Origin of the sequence: Actinoplanes teichomyceticus ATCC 31121, from assembly GCF_003711105.1 — a bacterium.
Classification (GTDB): Bacteria; Actinomycetota; Actinomycetes; order Mycobacteriales; family Micromonosporaceae; genus Actinoplanes; species Actinoplanes teichomyceticus.
Genome location: NZ_CP023865.1, coordinates 4041681 through 4059163, shown reverse-complemented (window position 1 = coordinate 4059163; position 17483 = coordinate 4041681). Strand labels below are relative to the sequence as shown.

Below are 17483 nucleotides of genomic sequence, written 5' to 3'. Positions count from 1 at the left end.
GTTCATGCCGAAAACGTCTGCCCGCCTGCTGGCCCTGCTGTCGTTGCTGCAGACCCGCCGGGACTGGTCCGGCACCGTCCTGGCCGACCGCCTGGACATCAGCCTGCGCACCGTGCGCCGCGACGTCGACCGGCTGCGCGAGCTCGGCTACCCCATCGCCGCGGTCAAAGGCCCGGACGGCGGCTACCGGCTCGGCGCCGGCACCGAACTGCCCCCGCTGCTGTTCGACGACGACCAGGCCGTGGCGCTCACCATCGCGCTGCAGACCACCGCCACCACCCTCGGCAGCGGGCTCGCCGAAGCCGCCGAACGGGCGCTGAACACCATCCGCCAGGTGATGCCCTCCCGGCTACGGCACCGCATCGCCGCACTCGACGTCACCGCCGTGCAGCGGCCCACCACACGGCCGGCCGCCCCGGTCGACACCGGCGTACTGCTCACCGTCAGCGCCGCCGCACGCGCCCAGGAAATCCTGCGATTCGACTACGGCTCCGACGACACGAAACCCCCGCGCCGCACCGAACCACACCACGTCGTCACCTGGGACGGACGGTGGTACCTCATCGCCTGGGACCTCGACCGCAACGACTGGCGCACCTTCCGCATCGACCGGATCAATCCGCGCACCCCCCACGGGCCACGCTTCCAGCCCCGGGCGCTGCCTGCCACCGACGTCGCCACGTACGTCACCGGCGTCTTCCGCGGGTCCGGGGACGCCTCGGGGAACTGGCCGTGCCAGGGCACGGTGCTGCTGGACCTGCCGGCCGCCACCGTGGCCCTCTACACCCGCGACGGCGTCGTCGAACCGATCACCCCCGACCGCTGCCGGCTCACCCAGGGATCCTGGTCCTGGACCAGCCTCGCCGCCACCATCGCCCGCTACGACGCCGACATCGAGGTCATCGGCCCCGACGAACTGACCGACGCCTTCGTGCACCTCGCCCGCCGCTTCACCCGCACCACAACAGGCCGCCCGCGATCATGACGGCACCCTCGCGACCCGCAACGGCCGGTAGCCGTCGGTGTCGAGCTGGGCGAGTTCGCCGTCGATGTCGACGGAGTGCGTGCCGTAAAAGTGCACGTTCTCGTGGTGGGCCGGCCAGATGTGCGCCAGGACCTCGTCATCGACCTGGCGGCCGGTCCGGCGCAGGGTGGCCACGCCGAGCCCGTGGTACTCGGTAGACCAGCAGACGATCGCGTTGGTGGCCAGACATCTGTTCGGTCTGCTGCTCGTGGTGACGGCGCCGCAGCGCCCCTTCGCCGGCGCGTGGGTACCGGTCCAGGACGTCGGCACGCGGCCTGGTCCGGTACAGGGTGATCTTCCCGAGGTCGCGGATCCGCGGGGACAGTTGTTTGCCGACCAGGTCGAACAGGGCGAAGTTCGCCAGGGTGGCGCCGTGGGTGTCGGTGGCGTGCTCGAAGACCGGCAGGTCGGTGGGGTCGCCACAACACCACCACCTGAGCATCGACCATCGAAACGGGACGGGACGCTACGGCCCTGATCAGAGCATGGTCAACCCTCAATCCTCAGCGTTGTTCTTGGTCTGAAAACTACGGGCGGCCCCTACCGCGGTGCCATTATGGCGGTGGCCGCATCCATGAGACGGACCGCGCGTGCGGCCCGGGACGGATCGGAGCCGCGATGACGTTCACCCACCGGTTCGCGACACGAGCGGACCTGCCCGCGTTGCTGGCGCTGATCGACGCCGCGATCGCGGAACTGCAGAAGGACTTCCTGGACCGGCGGCAGATCGCGTCGAGCCGGGCCATCATGGGGCTGGACACGGCGCTGGTCGACGACCGTACGTATTTCGTCGTGGAGTCCGGCGGCCGGATCGCCGGATGCGGCGGCTGGAGCCGCCGGGCGACGCTCTACGGCGGCGACCATTCGGCCGGCCGCGACGCGGCGCTGCTGCAACCGGGCCAGGACCCCGCGAAGGTACGGGCGATGTACACCCATCCGGACTTCGCGCGCCGGGGTGTCGGGCGCCTGATCCTGTCGCTGAGCGAGGCGGCGGCCGCGGCGGAGGGGTTCACCGTGCTGGAGTTGATGGCGACGCTCTCGGGTGAGCCGCTCTATCGCGCGGCGGGTTTCGTGCCGGTCGAGCGGCTGCACGACGATGCCGGGGGAGTGCCGGTGCCGCTGGTGCGGATGCGTAAGCCGATCGTGGCGGGGCCGCGGTAGGCCGGTGCCCGCGGCGTTGCCCGGTGCGGCGCGGTTGTCGGCGTGCCGGCCGTGCCGGGAGCGGTGGTGGTTCAGGTGGCGGCGTCGAGGGCGGCTTTGACCAGGGCGAGCGCGGTCTCGGGTGGGATGCCGAGGGCTCGGGTGGTTGCGGCGTAGGCGGTGGCGGCTTGCTGGGCGCGCTGGGAGGTGCCGGTGGCGCGGGCGGTGATGACGGTGCCGAGGCGGCCGCGGGTGTCGACGAGGCCGGCTTGTTCGAGTTCTCTGTAGGCGCGGGCGACGGTGTTGGCGGCCACGCCGAGGTCGGTGGCGAGGTGGCGGACCGGGGGGAGTTTGGTGCCGGCGGGCAGGGTGCCGTCGGCGGCGAGGGCGGCGATCTGCAGCCGGATCTGTTCGTAGGGGGCGGTCGGGGAGGTGGGGTCGATGGTGATGTTCATCAGATCAGCTTCGGTGGGGTGTTGCCGGCGGCGGTGATGGCGCGCCGCAGGGGGACCAGGGCGAGCAGGGCGGCGCCGGTGACGAAGAAGATGATCAGGGAGATGATGCCGAGGCGGTAGCTGCCGGTGAGTTGGAAGATCAGGCCGAAGAAGAGTGGGCCGAGCCAGCTGGTGCCTTTGTCGCTGATTTCGTAGAAGCCGTAGTACTCGCCTTCGCGGCCGTGCGGGATGAGTTGGGAGAACAGGCTGCGGCTGAGGGCCTGGCTGCCGCCCATGACCAGGCCGATGCCGGCGCCCAGCAGCATGAACGGTACGGGGGCGCGGGCGGGTAGCCAGAATGCGGCGGTGACGACGGCGAGCCAGAGGGCGAGGCTGATCAGGATGGTGTTGCGGGCGCCGATGCGTCGGGCGAGCGCGCCGAGCAGCAGGGCGCCGCCGAAGGCGAGGAATTGCACGATGAGGATCGTGATGATCAGGGTGGATTGGTCGAGGTGGAGTTCTTCGGTGCCGAATTGGCTGGCCAGCGAGATGATCGTCTGGATGCCGTCGTTGTAGATCAGGTAGGCGCCGAGGAAGGCGAGGGTGAGCGGGTAGGCGCGCAGGGCGGTGAGGGTGTGCCGTAGTTGGCGGAAGCCGTCGGTGAGTACGTTGCCGCGGGTGTTGCTGCTGTGTGCGCCGGGGTGTTCGCGCAGCCAGAGCAGCGGTAGCAGGGTGAAGCCGGCCCACCAGATGCCGGCGGAGACGATGGCGTAGCGGGCCAGGTCGAGGGTGCGTTGCGGGTTGTCGTGCTGGCTGAGGGTGGTGACGGCGATGAGGTTGAGCAGCAGCAGGATGCCGCCGCCGAGGTAGCCGATGCCCCAGCCGAGGCTGGAGACGCGGTCGCGGTCGTCGGGGCCGGTCAGTTGGGGCAGGAAGGAGTGGTAGACGACGATGGAGGCGCCGAAGGCGATGTTGGCGATCAGAAAGAGCGCGCCGCCGAGCAGGTAGCGTTCGCCGGTGACGAAGACCATCGCGACGGTGGCGGCGGCGCCGAGGAAGGCGGCGCCGGCCAGCAGGGGTTTCTTGCGGGGGGCGCGGTCGGTGATGGCGCCCATGATGGGCAGGACGACGACGGTCAGCAGGACCGACAGGGACACCAGGTAGGGGAAGTAGGAGCCGGCGGCGATGGTGATGCCGAGCGGGTGCACGGCGGCGTCGCAGTCGTCGGCGTCGATGGCGCAGCCGGCGGCCTGTTCGGTGACGCTGGTCAGGAACGGGCCGAGGAAGACGGTGATGACGGTGGTGGAGAACGCCGAGTTGGCCCAGTCGTAGAGGTACCAGCCGGTGCGTTCGCGTCGACCGGCGGGGGTGGGTGTCGGGGTGCCGGTGACGGCCATCGTGTGCTCCCGGGGTGTGGTTCGGTGCGCGCACATGATGTCATCCGTGGGCGGTGCGGGCGAGATGCCGATCACCGGGGGTCGGGTGTCCACCAGCGGGCGAGGGCGCTGACGGCGGGGTCGTCGCTGGCGGCGAGGGTGGTCCAGGGGTCGGCGCCGTCGGGGATGTCGATGCCGGCGTGGTCGGCCAGTGCGGCCGGGTCGACCGGTTCGTGCGGGGGTTGGTAGGTGTCGGGGTCGCCGAGGGTGGCGGTGTCGATCCAGGGGAAGCCGTCGACGGGTTCGGGCAGCTCGTCGACGTGCAGCGGGGGTGGGAAGTCGTCGCCGGCGGTGTCGCCGGGTGCGGGTGGGTCGGCGGGGTGCTCGTGGTCGGGTGCGGGTGGGTCGGTGGGGTGCTCGTGCGGGTCGGGGCCGAGGTCTTCCTCGGGTGCGGGGGTGTCGGCCGGTTCGTGGATGCCGGGCAGGTCGTCGTGGTCGGTGAGGCCGGGCAGGTCGTGGTCGTCGAAGTCGCCCCAGTGGTCGGTCATGACTGCCCTTCGTCGAGTGGTGCCGGGGTCAGGGCGCGTGCCCGTAGCAGGGCTTCGTCGGCCTGGTGTAGTCGTGTGCGTACCGTGTCGAGCTCGTGTTGTGCGGCGGCGCGGCGTTTGGCGCGGCCGGCGGTGTCCTCGGCGGCGGCCGCGTCGATCTCGGCGATCTGGGTGTCGAGGTCGCGCAGGCGGCGCCCGGCGGCGTCGTCGAGGGCGAGTGACAGGGCGTACTGCAGGTCGGTGAATCGGACGGTGATCTCGTCGGTGAGGGCGGCGCGGGCTTCGGTGAGCACGTCGCGTAGCCAGGTGCGGGCGTGTTGGCGGTCGGTGTGGACGCGGCGGCGGTAGAGGACGTAGCCGCCGGCGGCCAGGCCGAGGCCGAGGCCGGCGGCGGGGATGAGCAGGCCGCCGGCGGCGGCGCCGAGCACGGACAGGCCGGCGGCGGCGCCGCGGCCGGCCATGAAGGCGATGCCGCCGGCGGACAGGGCGATGAGCAGGTTGTCGCCGGAGCCGTCGCGTGGTGGGGTGGCGGTCACGGCGTGGCGCAGGGTGGCGTTGACCTTGCCGAGCACGGTGTCGCGTTCGCCGGGTTCGCAGGCGCTGGTCAGTACGGTGTCGGTGACCTGGGTGAAGGTGTGTTCTAGGTGTTCGGACAGGGTGGCGGCGGTGGCCTGCAGGTGCAGGTCGAGGTGGTCGGGCAGGTGGGTGAGCTGGTCGCCGCGCATGGTGTCGATGCTGGTGGTGATCTGGTGTTGGATGTCGGTGATGTGGCCGCGCAGGGTGCCGACGGTTTCCACCCGGGCGCGTTGGATCTCGGCGTTGAGCAGCAGGGTCCATTGGCGGGTCTGGCTGCGGCGGCGGTCGGCCAGGGCGGCGCGTTGGGCGCGTAGCCGGGCCTGGTGGGCCGGGTCGGCGGTGGTGGCGTGCAGTTTCGCGGTGGCCAGGGTGTGCAGGCGGGCCAGTTCGCCGCGGGCGGCGCGCAGCACGTTGGCCAGTTGCAGTTGGTGGCCGCGCCCGGCGAGTTCGACCAGGGCGTGTTGCAGGCCGGGGATGCGGGAGGCGTCGGCGAGGGCGTTGCGGGTGTCGGGGCCGGCGGTGAGGGCGAGTTCGGCCAGCCGGGCGGAGACCGGGTACCAGGGGGCGGCGGCGAAGCGGGGGGCGTGGGCCTGCAGCAGGGTGTGGTTGTCCTCGGCGATGCGCCGCCACTGGGGGTAGGCGTCGATCTTGGTGAGGGTGAAGATGACGGCGTCGATGCGTTCGGCGGCTCGGGCGAGGAAGTCGAGTTCCGGTTGGGACAGCGGGGCGGAGGCGTCGGCGACGAACAGCAGCGCGGTGGCGCGGCGTACCGCGTCGAGGGCGACGGTGGCGTGGGCGGGGTCGAGGCCGCCGGCGCCGGGGGTGTCGAGCAGGCTCAGGTATTGCAGTAGCGGCGCGGGGTGGGTGATGTCGATGCGCCGGGCGCGACGGCGCGCGGCGGTGAAGGCGGTGAGGTCGTCGGCGGGCACGGGTGCGCCGCCGTCGCTGAGCCAGGCGTGGGCGGTGTAGGTGGGGCCGGGGGTGATGTGCAGGTAGGTGGCGGTGGTGACGCCGGCGCCGACCGGGGACAGGCCGGGGGCGCCGAGCAGGGCGTTGACCAGGGAGCTTTTGCCGCGTTTGGTTTCGCCGACGACGACCACGCCGGGGCGGGTGAGCTGGGTGTGGCGTAGCTGGGCGAGGTCGGCGGCGGCGTCCATGTCGGTGGTGCGCAGGTAGGCCAGGGTGTCGCGGATCGCGGTGTCCATGACGGTGGTCAGCTCGCGCATCGGCGTACCTCCTGGGCCAGTAGCTGGTATCCGCGGTGGGCGATGTGGGCCAGGCGGGCCTGGGCGGGTCCGGCGCCGTCGACGGCGTAGGCGCGCCAGCCGGCGGCGGCGGTGATCGCGGCGGCGGCCAGTTCGTCGGGGGCGGCGTGCGGCAGTTGCAGCACGGTGCGCGGGTCGTCGCTGGTGGCCAGGCGGATCAGGTCGGTTTCGCGGTCGGCCGGTAGCGTGACGGCGCCGGTGGCGGCGCGCTGTGCGGCGTCGAGCAGTCGTAGCCGGTGGTAGGCGGGGTCGCGGAGCGCGGTTTCGAGGCGGTCGCGGACGGCGGCGCGCAGTCGTGGGTCGCTGGTGTGTCCGGCGATGCGTTCCAGGCGGGTCAGGGCCCATCCGGCTTTGATGGCGTCGGCGCGCCAGCTGAAGCATTGGCGCAGGGTGTGGTGCAGGCGGGGCAGGCCGGAGGCGGCCAGCAGCCGGCGGACGAGTTCGCCGGTGCTCAGGTGTGGCTCGGCGGCCAGCTGGGCGCAGGCGTAGCCGATGCCGTACAGGTCGAGGCGGGTCAGCAGCCGTTCGCGGCGTTCGGCGTCGAGCGGGGCCGGCAGGGTGCGGAACAGGTCGACGGAGGTCAGCAGCAGGCGCAGGTCGGGGCCGGGCAGGGTGGCCAGGCGGGTGAGGCTGTCGCGGTCGGCGCCGGTGAGGCGTCCGGCGCCGGCGGTTTCGGCGAGCAGGCCGGCCAGGGGTACGACGTCGCTGACGGTGCGGTGCAGCAGGCGGGCCTGGTCGGCGGCGAGCGGGACGGCGATCGGCCACGGGTCGTCGGGGCCGCCGGCGAGGGTGTCGATTTTGGCGAGGACGCCGAGGGCGTTGACGGGGCTGGCGGCCAGGCGGGCGGAGGCGTCGTGGAAGGCGTGCAGGGCGTGCACGTCGTCGGCGCGTACGGCTTGGGTGAACACGTAGATGACGGCTTCGGCGGCGGCGATCTCGCTGGTGGAGTCGGCGTCGATGCCGTCGTCGAAGGGGGCGTGGCCGACGGCGTGCCGGGCGCGGCGGCTGGAGGCGTGGTCGGTGGAGGACAGGCCGGGGGTGTCGACGACGGTGAGCTCGCGCAGCCGGTCGTCGGTGAGGGTGACGTCGAGGTAGGCGATGGTGGTGGCGGGTACGCCCAGGCGTGCCGGGATCATGCCGTCGTCGTCGAGCGGCAGGCTGCGCCGGTTGCCGTCGCGGGTGACGATGTCGACGCGGTCGGCGGGGCCGTACCGGAAGCGGGTGACGACTCTAGTGCATTCGCCGGCGGCGGTCGGGGCGACGCGCCGTCCGATGAGGGCGTTCACTAGTGTCGACTTTCCGGCTTTCAGGCGGCCGGCGATGGCGACGCGTAGCGGCTCGTGGAGACGTTCGCCGATCTGTCGTACCTGGCCACCAGCACCGGAACCAAATTCCGTGACGATCTCGTGACACAGCGTAGCCAGCCGGCTGCTGAGCGGGCCGGTCACCACGACTCGTCAGCCGAGCACACCGTCAGCGACAATGTGCAGAACGCGGCAGTCGGCGTCACGTACGGGGCCTTTCTCGTGGGGCAGCCGGACCGGCATCCGGCCCGCAGCACAGCCTACGGATGCCGGCGCCGCGCCGGGGATCCCGCGTTCGTGCCAGGCAAGGAGGACACTAGTGGCGGACGAGCCTTACCTGGCCGCATCCTCCACTCTGCGTCACGGCCCGGCCCTCGTCGTGCTCACCGGCCCGCCCGGCTGCGGTCGCAGCACCCTGCTGCGCCGGATCGCCCAGGCGGTGCCCGGCCCGGTGCACGCCGGAGGCGGACTGGCCATGCTCGCCACCGTGCCCGCCCTGGCGCTCTCCCGCGCGGTACGCGCCCGGCTGCCCGGCCACGACGTGCCCCTGCTGGCCGAGGCGGTCCGCTCCCGCGTCCGCGGTGGCCTGCTGGTCCTCGACGACCTGCAGCACTGCGACCCGGCCACCGTCGCCGCCCTGACACACCTGGCGCGGCACTGCCGGGTGCTGGTCGCGCTGCGCACCCCGCACCGGCTCGGTGACGACACGCACCGGGCGCTGCGCGCCGCCGCGACCGCATGGCTGACCGTGGCGCCGCTGTCGGCCGAGCAGGCCGGCGCGCTGGCCCGGCGCACCGCCGCACGCCTGGACGACGCCACCGTCGCCGCGGTCACCGCCCGCGCCGGCGGCAACCCCCTGGCGATCATCGCGCTGGCCCGGCAGGCCGTCGCCGGGCGCGCCGCGCCCGGCGACGTCGACCAGCTCGCGTACGCCATCGCCACCGCCCTGGCCGACCTGCCGCGGCCGGCACGCACCGCGCTGGCCGCGCTCGGACTGCTGGGCCGGCCCGCCGCGGCCACCCTGCTCGGCCCCGGCGCCACCGACCTGCTGGCCGCCGGGCTGGTGCAGGCCGAACCCGGCGGCGCGCTGACACCGGTGTCGGCGTACGTGGCCGAGACCGCCGCCGGGCTGCTGGACCCGGCCGCGCGCACCGAGCTGCACCAGCGGCTGGCGCAGCTGACCCCACCGGCCGAAGCGGCCCGGCACCTGGCCGCCGCCGGCGACCACGCCGGCGCGTACCGGCAGGCCCTGGCCGCCGCCGACGCGGCCACCGGCGGCGAACGCGCCGCGCTGCTGCTGTTCGCCTGCGGCCTCGACACCTCGATCGACCTGCGGGTACGCCTGGCCGCCGCGGACGCCGCGCTGATCGCCGGACGTCCCGGCGACGCCGCCGCCGTGCTCGCCGCCGCCGGGGCGCGCCCCGGCGGCGCCGCCGCGCCGCTGGCCCTGGAAGTCGCCGTGCTGCACGGCGAGGCGCTGCTGCAGGACGGCCGGACACCCGCCGCGCACGACGCCGTGCGCGGCGTACCGGACACCGCGCCGGCCACGGTCGTGGCCGCCCGCGACCGGGTGCTGCTGCTGGCCGCCCTGGCCACCACCCCGATGGCGGCGCTGGAGACAGCCGACAAGATCGCCGCCCGGCATCCGGCGCCGCCACCGGGCGTGGCCGCCGCGCTGGCCGCCGTACGCGCCGCGCACCGCAGGCCCGGCTGGGACCGCGAGCTGGCCGCCGCCGCCGAGACCGGCGACCCGCTGATCGCCCGGTGGAGCGCCTGGCTGCTGGTGGAAACCCTGGCCGCCGACGCCCGGCTGCTCGACGCGGCCACCGCGGCGCGCAGCGCCGCGCGGGCTGCCGGGGCCGCGCTCGCCTACGGCTGGCAGACCCGGTTCGCCGCCGCCGCCGACTGGGCCCTGGCCCTGCACGGGCCCGCCACCGGCACCGCCGCCGGCGGCGGGGACGGCGCGGACGCGGTGCTGCGCCGCGCGGCTAACCTCACCGACCGGGCGCTGCCGGAACAGGCCCGCGCGTACGCGACCGCCGCCACCGCCCTGATCGAAGCCGACACCGGGCTGCTGGCCACCGCCCGTGCCCGGCTGGCCGGCGCGCCGGCACACCCGGCCGCCGACTGGGTGGCCCGCGAGGCCGCCTGGCTCGACGGGCAGCCCGAGCGCGCCGCCGGCCAGGACACCGGCAGCGGCCTGCTGGCCGGCCTGCACGCGATCACCGCCCGCTGGGCGGCGCACGACCTGGGCGTGGCCACGCACGCCCCGGTCCCGGTCGACCTGCCCGCACCGGCACGGCGCACCCTGACCGCCTGGGCGCTGGGCTCCGGATTCGAGGCCGCCGCGGCCGGCTGGCAGCCGGTCGCGCTGCGCGAACAGATCCGCTGCCTGCTGGCCGCCGGGCTGACCGACACCGACCGCGACCGCGCGGTCGCCGCGCTGCTGCACGCCGAGCAACTCGCCGACACCGCCGGGCTGACCGTGCTCGCCGGCCGGGCCCGGCGCGGGCTGCGCCAGCACCGCGTGCACCGCGACACCCGTGGACGCCGCAGCCCGGGCGCGCTCACCCGGCGCGAACAGGACGTGCTGGCACTGGTCGCGGCCGGCGAACCGACCCGCCGCATCGCCGGGCAGCTGGGCATCTCCGCCGAGACCGTGGACACCCACATCCGCGCCAGCATGCGCAAACTCGGCGCCCGCACCCGCACCGAGGCCGCCGCGCTCGCCTTCGCCGCGTCAGCGACCCGACTCGACACCAGCGACCACAGCGAGGATGGCCGGTGAACACACAGATCGACGCACCACGCCATGTAGTTGCCAGCACCGCCGAGGCCGACACGCTCCTGCGCCGCCTGACCCGCGAGGGCTGGACGGCACGGCCCGGCTTCGCGCTGCCCGACCCGTCCTGGGACGTCGCCGCGGCGCACCTGGTGCTGCACGGGCGCATCGGCGACGACGACACCGACAGCGTCCGGCTGGCGGTGCTCGCCGCCGCCCGCGGCGCCGGCGTGGTGGTGATCTGCGACGCCGAGTCGGCGGCCGGCCGCGCCCTGCTCGACGACCTGGCCCGGATCGGGCCGGTGCACCACGGCGCCGACGGCGCCGACCCGGTGGCCAGCCTGATCCCGGAACAACGCGCCCTGCTCGACCGTCTCGCCGCCGGCGACACCATCGCCGCCGCGGCCGCCGCCGAATTCCTGTCGCTGCGCACCGCCAACCGGCGCATCGCCGAGGCGCGCGCGCTGTTCGGGGTACGCACCACCCGCGAAGCCGTCCTGGCCTACCTGCGCCAGCGCCAGCCGGACTGAAACCCCGGCCCCGGCCGCCGCGCATCGGGCGCGGACACCACCGGCGCCAGACGTCTTGTACGACACATCTGGCGCATAGAATGCTGACCTCATGACCACGGACGAGGCACGCCAGCCCCCCGATGCGCGCCTGCTTGCCGCCCCGGCCCACCCGCCACGGCGGCGGCTGAGGGACGCCCGGAAGGTCCACGACCCCGGCACGGCCGGTTCACGGGCGGCCACCACCGGACCGGCCGTCGTCGTGTTCGCCCACGGCGTGCCGGGCACACCGTGACCGCGCTGGTCGCCGGCGACCGGCGCGGCACCGTGCTGCGCCACCGCGACTTCCGGCTGTTCTGGGTGGGCCAGACCACCAGCACGTTCGGCAGCGCGATCACCGCGGTCGCCCTGCCCCTGGTCGCCGTCGGCGCCCTGAACGCCTCCACGCTGCACGTCGCCGCGCTGCAGGCCGCCGTCTGGCTACCGTGGCTGCTGATCGGGCTGCCCGCCGGCGTCTGGGTCGACCGGCTCCGGCGCCGCCCCGTGATGATCACCTGCAACACGGTGTCACTGCTGCTGGTGGCCAGTGTGCCGGCAGCCGCCTGGCTCAACGCCCTCACCATCGCCCACCTGCTCACGGTGGCCCTGCTGGCCGGCGCGGCGGCGGTGTTCTCCGAAACCGCCCACCAGGTCTACCTACCGTCGCTGCTGAGCGGGGACCGGCTGGCTGAGGGCAACGCCAAGCTGCACGGCAGCGAAGCAGCCGCCCAGGTCGCCGGACCCGGCGCGGGCGGCCTCATCGCTCAGCTGCTCGGAGCCGTCTTCGGGCTGCTCGCCGACGCGAGCACCTTCCTGGTCTGCACCGTCTGCCTGCTCACCCTGCGCCACCGCGAACCACGCCCGTCCCCGCGGACCCCGCACCGGCCGCTGCTGGGCGAGCTCACCGAAGGACTGCGGTTTCTCAGACACGACCCGTACCTGCGCACCATGGCCGTCTTCGGCGCCGCCGCGAATCTCGCGCTCACCGGCTACCAGTCGATCCTGGTCGTCTTCCTGGTCCGGGAGAACGCGGTCACCGAGCCCGGCACGGTCGGCGTCATCCTCGCCCTCATGAGCGGTGGGGGAGTCCTCGGCGCGCTGGTGGCCACCACGGTGGCGCGCCGCTGCGGCACGGCGCGCGGCCTGCTGCTGTGCCACCTGGCGACAGCGCCCTTCGCGCTGCTGATTCCGCTCGCCGGTCCCGGTCCCGGCCTCACCCTCGTCGTGCTGGCCGGGACAGCGGTCGGTACCGGAATCGTCGCCGGCAACATCATCAAGGACAGCTTCCGCCAGACCTACACGCCGCGGCACCTGCTCGGCCGCGTCGTCACCGGCATGCAGCTGGTCAACTACGGCACGATGCCGCTGGGCGCCCTGCTCGGCGGGCTGCTGGGCACCGCCCTCGGCGTACGCCCCGCCGTCTGGATCATGACAGGTGCGCTCGTGCTGTCCACCGGCATCCTGCTCACCGGCCCGATCAGACACCACCGCGACCTGCCGGACAGCCCCGGCCGGCCCGCGCACGTTCCGGCAGAGCCGCCGCGTGCGCGGGACGACCCCGCCCCGGCCGACGGTTGAGGCCGAGACCCGCGCCGTGGCGGCAGCAGCCCCCGGACGAGACAACCGCACCCGGTGCTGTCCGTGACCGCGCGAGCCGATGCTTCGCGCGTCGTCTTCGGGGTCGGCGCGGGCCTACCCTGGTCCGGTGTCTCATGCTGGTGATGGCGGCCCCGGCGTGATCCGAGCGGTCTATCCCGGAACGTTCGATCCGTTCACGCCAGGTCATCTCGATATTGTCGACCGATCGCGCCGCATGTTCGATCGGGTCACGGTTCTGGTTGCCGTCAACGACGGCAAGCAGCCGTCCGGGACGACCGCCGCGCGGGCGAGGGACATCCGGGCCTTGCTGCCGGCGGGTTGGGAGAACGTCGCGGTCGCCGCCTGGCATGGGTTGACCGTGGATTACTGCCGGCGAAACGGCTGCGCTGTGATCATCCGTGGGGTCAGGAACGCGACCGACCACCTGCGCGAGTACGAACTCGCCGCGATGAACGAGGCACTGGGCGTGACGACGTTGCTGGTGCCTGCCCGGCCGGAGCTGGCGACGGTGTCGTCCACGGCCGTGCGGGCCCCGCGGCCCGGGGGCTGACCCGACAGCGCCAGCGAAGGCGCCAGGGGTGGTGGTCATGCCGAGAACCGTCCACTTAGTGCCTGTCTCGCTACTCCAAGAGCGAGTTAGAGCCGGTTCTACGCTCGCGAGATGAGCGGTGCGAAGCGCGGTTCCCTGGGCTGGCTGTCGCTGGTCCCGCAGCCGACTGGCGCGGCGCGGAACTCGGCGGAGAAGAAGCCGCTGCGGCGGTGCCCGGTCTGCGGTGACCGGTTGCCGGTGGCGGCCAGATCGTCGATGGTGTTCTGCTCGCCGGCGTGCCGAGCACGGCATTGGCGTACGGTGCGGCGGAGCCGGGCCCGGATCGCCGCGGTGAGGCTGGAGCGCCGGGTGACGTGTCCGCAGTGCGGGGCCGAGTGGGCGGCTGGTTTGGATCGGCCGTTGTCGGCGGTGTTCTGTTCGCCGCGGTGTCGTACGAGGGCGTGGCGGAGCAGGTCACTCACAGCGGGTCGTTCGGACGAGTGACCGCTTGTGAGGGACTGCGACCTTGCTGGCCTGCGGTTCAGCCTGACTGGTATCGACCGTAGTTGCTGACGGCGGGTTCTTCGCCGCGCTGCGGGCGGCCCTCTGGGCGGTGACTTGATGCCAGCCATGATCGGGAACGTGACGCAGGCCCGGTACGACGAAATCGTGACCGAGTGCCGCAAGTTGCTGCAGGAACACGCCCGGATCCAGTTCCGGATGGGCGAGTGGGCGTTGAAGATCGAGCCGATGCGCCCGTATGGGGGTGCGCATCCGGCGTTGAGCGAGGAGATGGTGACCGTCTCGCAGGCCCTGGCCATGTTCGCTGAGGACATCGGAGCCGCAGCGACCACAGTGAAGAAGTGGCGGTGGGTCGCCTCGCGCTGGCCCCGGGAGCACCGGCGGGTGGACGCCTCGTTCACCGTGCACACGATCCTGGCGGAGATCCCGGACGCGCAGCAGCGGTTCGCGGCGATCGCTCAGCCGCCGTTGATCGCTCGTACGGGCGAGCGGCGGTGGAGCCCGGACGACGCCAGGCGCCGGGTCGGCAACCGGGTCGCGCGCCCGGAGTCGGTGGAGGAGAAGGTCGTGGCGGTCCATGACCTGGTCCGCGACGAGAAGGTCGCCTCGCGTGTCGCCGCCGACCTGCTGCGCCGGCCGGACGTGGCGTTCAAGGCGATGAGCGAAACCACCGTGCAGGAGAAGGTCATGGCGGCGCAAGAGTTGGTTCGTGACGAGGAAGTCGCCTCGCAGATTGCCACGAATCTGCTGCGCCGGCCGGAGGTGGCCGCACGGGCGATGACCGACAGCACGGCCAGGCACCAGGTCAACCGCGCCCAGGTCGACCGGTCCCGGCAAGGAGCGGAGGTCGTGCGGCAGCGCACGCCCGCGCTCCAGCAGGTTCAGCACACCGCCGAGTTCCTCGACCTGGTCGGTGCGTGCGCCCAGTTCGTCGCGTCCGCCGGCCGGATCGTGCCTGGCCTGCGCGGGCAGAACTACACCGACGATGAGAAGGCGACGGTGCAGCGCAACGTTGCCCGGGTCAGGGCCGCTGCGGACTGGATCGAGGGCGCGGTGGCCACCGGTCAGGTCACTCCGGAGGAGGGCCTGGCCCGCCTCCTGCGCGGCGAGTAGGCCGCCGGTTATGGGACGGGTGCCCGCGAACGTCGCCGGTGATCTGGTCCGGGTCGCGTTGATGGAAGCCCGCCCGGCCGGGCTGACCACCCGGCAGCTGATGACCGCGACCGAGATGAGTGCCTACCAGGTCCAGTCCGGGCTCCGGTTCGTGCGTGAGGTCTTGGCGGCGGAGAACCTGACCCCGCTGACCTGGACTCGCAGGGACGGCTACCAGCTGTCGACCGAGCCGGCCGACTGGATCGCCTACGAGCGGGCCTGCGTGCGCACCGAACTGACCCGCATCGCGCGGCTGCTGAGCAGCACGGTTATCCCGCACGCTCAACGGCTTCCCGACGACGAGTGGGTCCAGTTGGTGCTCGGGCAGCTCACCGGCGTCAAGTCCGCGCTCGGGCTGCTCGTCCGCAGCACATGACGACCATCGAGGGCGCGGACTGGATCGCCTACGACCGCGGCTGCGTGCGCGAGGAGATGCTGCGGACCACCCGGCTGCTGGACAGCGTGATCATCCCGCACCTGAAGGGCCATCCCGACGACGAGTGGGCCCAGCTGGTGTTGGGCCAACTCATCAGCGTCAAGACCGCGCTTGAGCTGCTGGCACGTGGCGAATGAACGCCACGATCACGGCCCTGCCCCGGCGGCGGCGCTACCCGTCGGACACCACCGACGCCGAGTGGGAGCTCCTCGAACCGCTGCTGCCGGTGCCGGCCAGCACCACACCAACGGGTGGGCATCCGGAGGCGCACCCGCGCCGCGAGATCGTCGACGCGATCCGCTACCTGGTCGACAACGGATGCAAGTGGCGAGCCCTGCCCTCGGACTTTCCGCCTTTCAAGACCGTTTACGGGTTCTTCGCCCGCTGGGCCAAGGCAGGTGTGCTCGAGCACGTCCGCGACCAGCTGCGACGCCGCATCCGCGTTGACGCAGGCCGGTGCCCCCGCCCGGTCACCGCCATCATGGACTCCCAGAGCGTGACAGCTGCCGAGACCGTCAGCCGGGACACCCGTGGCTTCGACGGCGCGAAGTTGATCAACGGCCGTTATCTTGAGTCAGCACAACGCGTGGTCCGCTGACCTGGTGTTCTGCGTGGTGGGCGGTGTCATCGACGCTTCGGTTGAGCAGGACTTGGCGGCAGCGCAGAAATTACTCTTCGGCGTGTCGCCTCTGGTCTGGGCAGACCCCTTCAGCCCTCCTGGCGGTCTCGCCCGCCGTACCCGGACGGCGCTCGCCGCACCGAAGATCGACGACCCCGGCGGCGTAGCGGTCCTGAACCGGCCGCACCAACGACTCGCCGACGACTACGCCATGTCACCGCAGGCACATGTAACAAGCACGCGGATCGCGGCAGATGCGGATGCCTGTGAGCAACACATATCCGCCAGTGTCACCGGTGCCTGCCGAAGCGTCCCAGGCCACTGGTTCCGGCTCAGGCGATGGCGGTGACCAGCAGGGCGAAGGCGGCGATGATGACGGCGACGCGGACGTAGTGAAAGCGGTCCCAGCGGTTCATCTGCTGCTTCCAATCGGCAGGCCGGTTCTCGGGGGTCCACGTCTTGCTGCGGTTGTTGATCGGGACGAGCAGCAGGATCGACATGATCACGCTCAGGATCAGGAGTGCGCCGGCGGCGATGACGAGGTCGGCGCCATGACGTTGCCATTCGGCGAGTGCCCAGACCGTAACGAGGGCGAGCGAGGTGATGTACCAAGCCGGCATCACGGCGCCGAGCATCCGACCCCCGTGGGCGCGACCGAGCTGGCCGCTCTCCCCGGGCAGGGCGTTGAGGATCGGGTTGATGACGAAGGCGACGGAGAACTCCACCCCCACCATCACGCCGACGACCACGGTCGTGACGACCTCAAGTGCGTTGAGCATATTGACCTTCCCTTTCCTAGCGTTGCTAGATTTCGTGGCAACGATAGCAGTGCAGCGCTCGCATTCCTAGCGGTGCTAGGGTGGCGGCTATGTCGGCACAGGAACGCAAGGCACGAGAACGGGCGCAGCGTGAACGCCTCATCGTGGTGACGGCCCGGGAACTCGCCGAACAGCAGGGCTGGGACGCGGTCACCACCCGCCGGCTCGCCGAGTGCATCGAGTACAGCCAGCCCGTCCTCTACAGCCACTTCCGCGGCAAGCGCGAAATCATTGGTGCCGTCGCCCTCCAGGGCGCCACCGAGATGGCCGCGGCGGTGCGGGCCGCGACCGATACCATGGACGGTCCGCGCGAGCGGGTAGCCGCCCTCGCACGCACCTACCTTGACTTCGCCGCACGCAACCCGGCGGTCTACGACGCCCTCTTCGAGCTCGACGGCGGTCTTGCGTACGCGCAGGAGGAAACCCCACAACCACTCAAGGATGCTTTCGCCTCGCTGCTGGAGTGCCTGAGCGAGGTCGCCGGGAACGGCGTCGACCCACAGCTGTTCACCGAGGTGTTCTGGGCGTCTCTGCACGGCCTGGCGACCCTGACCCGGGCCGGACGCCTACTGCCGGAGGACACCGCGTCGAGGGTGGAGCTGCTGCTCGACAGGCTCGCCATGTTCTGACCCGCCGTCCCGGCCGACAAGCCACTTGCCTCGGTCAAGACCGCGGACGCCCCTTGCCGATAATCGAGGACCGAAGGGGAGGCTGACCGTCCCCGCTCAGTCTGCCCCACGGCAACGGTGATCTGGCACGTGGCCGGGGCTCTCACGGCGACGAACTACTACGCAGGCAAGAATCGAACACT

General features: G+C 72.6%; 17 protein-coding genes and 2 pseudogenes. 11 read left to right on the top strand and 8 right to left on the bottom strand.

The features are described from left to right. The first annotated feature begins 4 nt into the window (after positions 1-4). Positions 5-985: a helix-turn-helix transcriptional regulator gene (locus ACTEI_RS17885; RefSeq protein WP_122978698.1), complete on the top strand. Its 981-nt coding sequence runs from the start codon at positions 5-7 to the stop codon at positions 983-985. Here the strand turns inward: ACTEI_RS17885 and ACTEI_RS39185 are convergent. Then, positions 980-1445 (bottom strand): annotated as a pseudogene (locus ACTEI_RS39185) (Tn3 family transposase); the annotation flags it as partial. The gene ACTEI_RS17885 and the pseudogene ACTEI_RS39185 sit on opposite strands and share 6 nt — an antisense overlap. 197 nt (positions 1446-1642) lie before the next feature. Between ACTEI_RS39185 and ACTEI_RS17875 the strand changes: the two are divergent. Next, positions 1643-2185 (top strand): GNAT family N-acetyltransferase, encoded by a 543-nt coding sequence (locus ACTEI_RS17875; protein WP_122978697.1) that lies wholly within the window; start codon positions 1643-1645, stop codon positions 2183-2185. Between the two features lie 71 nt (positions 2186-2256). Here the strand turns inward: ACTEI_RS17875 and ACTEI_RS17870 are convergent, their stop codons facing one another. The 5 genes from ACTEI_RS17870 to ACTEI_RS38990 form a co-directional block, all read right to left on the bottom strand. Next, complete coding sequence (locus ACTEI_RS17870) at positions 2257-2619, bottom strand: GntR family transcriptional regulator (RefSeq protein WP_122978696.1); 363 nt, start codon at positions 2617-2619, stop codon at positions 2257-2259. Further along, entirely contained in the window at positions 2619-3995 is a 1377-nt protein-coding gene (locus ACTEI_RS17865; RefSeq protein WP_122978695.1) for an MFS transporter, read from the bottom strand. The genes ACTEI_RS17870 and ACTEI_RS17865 overlap by 1 nt, the downstream gene beginning before the upstream one ends. Before the next feature lie 71 nt (positions 3996-4066). Beyond that, positions 4067-4522 (bottom strand): hypothetical protein, encoded by a 456-nt coding sequence (locus ACTEI_RS17860; protein ID WP_122978694.1) that lies wholly within the window; start codon positions 4520-4522, stop codon positions 4067-4069. Then, positions 4519-6324 (bottom strand): dynamin family protein, encoded by a 1806-nt coding sequence (locus ACTEI_RS17855; RefSeq protein WP_122978693.1) that lies wholly within the window; start codon positions 6322-6324, stop codon positions 4519-4521. The genes ACTEI_RS17860 and ACTEI_RS17855 overlap by 4 nt, the downstream gene beginning before the upstream one ends. Next, positions 6312-7649 (bottom strand): hypothetical protein, encoded by a 1338-nt coding sequence (locus tag ACTEI_RS38990; RefSeq protein WP_280525901.1) that lies wholly within the window; start codon positions 7647-7649, stop codon positions 6312-6314. Before ACTEI_RS38990 ends, ACTEI_RS17855 begins: the two co-directional genes overlap by 13 nt. A gap of 337 nt (positions 7650-7986) precedes the next feature. On the opposite strand from ACTEI_RS38990, the gene ACTEI_RS17845 reads away from it, so the two are divergent. The 4 genes from ACTEI_RS17845 (at position 7987) to coaD (ending at position 13146) form a co-directional block, all read left to right on the top strand. Further along, positions 7987-10455, top strand: a complete 2469-nt coding sequence (locus ACTEI_RS17845) for a LuxR C-terminal-related transcriptional regulator (RefSeq protein WP_239082383.1) — start codon at positions 7987-7989, stop codon at positions 10453-10455. Next, positions 10452-10979 carry a LuxR family transcriptional regulator gene (locus ACTEI_RS17840; RefSeq protein ID WP_122978691.1) on the top strand — a complete coding sequence of 176 codons (528 nt, stop codon included), beginning with the start codon at positions 10452-10454 and terminating at the stop codon, positions 10977-10979. The genes ACTEI_RS17845 and ACTEI_RS17840 overlap by 4 nt, the downstream gene beginning before the upstream one ends. A 270-nt stretch (positions 10980-11249) precedes the next feature. Next, positions 11250-12575 (top strand): MFS transporter, encoded by a 1326-nt coding sequence (locus ACTEI_RS17830; protein WP_203723645.1) that lies wholly within the window; start codon positions 11250-11252, stop codon positions 12573-12575. 127 nt (positions 12576-12702) lie between these two features. After that, positions 12703-13146 carry a pantetheine-phosphate adenylyltransferase gene (coaD, locus tag ACTEI_RS17825; protein ID WP_239082384.1) on the top strand — a complete coding sequence of 148 codons (444 nt, stop codon included), beginning with the start codon at positions 12703-12705 and terminating at the stop codon, positions 13144-13146. 98 nt (positions 13147-13244) lie between these two features. On the opposite strand, the gene ACTEI_RS17820 is transcribed toward coaD, so the two are convergent. Then, on the bottom strand, positions 13245-13607 hold the full coding sequence (locus tag ACTEI_RS17820) for a hypothetical protein (protein ID WP_122978688.1): 363 nt from the start codon (positions 13605-13607) through the stop codon (positions 13245-13247). Between the two features lie 139 nt (positions 13608-13746). On the opposite strand from ACTEI_RS17820, the gene ACTEI_RS17815 reads away from it, so the two are divergent. From ACTEI_RS17815 to ACTEI_RS17800, 4 genes and pseudogenes are all read left to right on the top strand, one after another. Beyond that, positions 13747-14760, top strand: a complete 1014-nt coding sequence (locus ACTEI_RS17815) for a DUF6192 family protein (protein WP_122978687.1) — start codon at positions 13747-13749, stop codon at positions 14758-14760. Between the two features lie 10 nt (positions 14761-14770). After that, positions 14771-15175 carry a hypothetical protein gene (locus ACTEI_RS17810; RefSeq protein ID WP_122978686.1) on the top strand — a complete coding sequence of 135 codons (405 nt, stop codon included), beginning with the start codon at positions 14771-14773 and terminating at the stop codon, positions 15173-15175. Continuing rightward, positions 15172-15372 (top strand): hypothetical protein, encoded by a 201-nt coding sequence (locus ACTEI_RS17805; RefSeq protein ID WP_122978685.1) that lies wholly within the window; start codon positions 15172-15174, stop codon positions 15370-15372. Before ACTEI_RS17810 ends, ACTEI_RS17805 begins: the two co-directional genes overlap by 4 nt. Continuing rightward, a pseudogene (locus ACTEI_RS17800) lies at positions 15369-15800 on the top strand (transposase); the annotation flags it as partial. The gene ACTEI_RS17805 and the pseudogene ACTEI_RS17800, both read left to right, overlap by 4 nt. A 386-nt stretch (positions 15801-16186) precedes the next feature. Here ACTEI_RS17800 and ACTEI_RS17795 read toward each other — a convergent pair. After that, the gene (locus ACTEI_RS17795) at positions 16187-16633 is read right to left on the bottom strand and encodes an anthrone oxygenase family protein (RefSeq protein WP_122978683.1); all 447 of its coding nucleotides are present in this window, start codon (positions 16631-16633) and stop codon (positions 16187-16189) included. A gap of 89 nt (positions 16634-16722) precedes the next feature. Here ACTEI_RS17795 and ACTEI_RS17790 point away from each other — a divergent pair, with 89 nt between their 5' ends. Beyond that, positions 16723-17301: a TetR/AcrR family transcriptional regulator gene (locus ACTEI_RS17790; RefSeq protein WP_122978682.1), complete on the top strand. Its 579-nt coding sequence runs from the start codon at positions 16723-16725 to the stop codon at positions 17299-17301. The last annotated feature ends 182 nt before the right edge of the window (positions 17302-17483 follow it).

Bases quoted from the DNA above. Each gene is read 5' to 3' on its own strand.
- ACTEI_RS17885 (WP_122978698.1), top strand. From the start codon at position 5: ATGCCGAAAACGTCTGCCCGCCTGCTGGCCCTGCTGTCGTTGCTGCAG.
- ACTEI_RS17875 (WP_122978697.1), top strand. From the start codon at position 1,643: ATGACGTTCACCCACCGGTTCGCGACACGAGCGGACCTGCCCGCGTTG.
- ACTEI_RS17870 (WP_122978696.1), bottom strand. From the start codon at position 2,619: ATGAACATCACCATCGACCCCACCTCCCCGACCGCCCCCTACGAACAG.
- ACTEI_RS17865 (WP_122978695.1), bottom strand. From the start codon at position 3,995: ATGGCCGTCACCGGCACCCCGACACCCACCCCCGCCGGTCGACGCGAA.
- ACTEI_RS17860 (WP_122978694.1), bottom strand. From the start codon at position 4,522: ATGACCGACCACTGGGGCGACTTCGACGACCACGACCTGCCCGGCCTC.
- ACTEI_RS17855 (WP_122978693.1), bottom strand. From the start codon at position 6,324: ATGCGCGAGCTGACCACCGTCATGGACACCGCGATCCGCGACACCCTG.
- ACTEI_RS17815 (WP_122978687.1), top strand. From the start codon at position 13,747: ATGCCAGCCATGATCGGGAACGTGACGCAGGCCCGGTACGACGAAATC.
- ACTEI_RS17810 (WP_122978686.1), top strand. From the start codon at position 14,771: ATGGGACGGGTGCCCGCGAACGTCGCCGGTGATCTGGTCCGGGTCGCG.
- ACTEI_RS17805 (WP_122978685.1), top strand. From the start codon at position 15,172: ATGACGACCATCGAGGGCGCGGACTGGATCGCCTACGACCGCGGCTGC.
- ACTEI_RS17795 (WP_122978683.1), bottom strand. From the start codon at position 16,633: ATGCTCAACGCACTTGAGGTCGTCACGACCGTGGTCGTCGGCGTGATG.
- ACTEI_RS17790 (WP_122978682.1), top strand. From the start codon at position 16,723: ATGTCGGCACAGGAACGCAAGGCACGAGAACGGGCGCAGCGTGAACGC.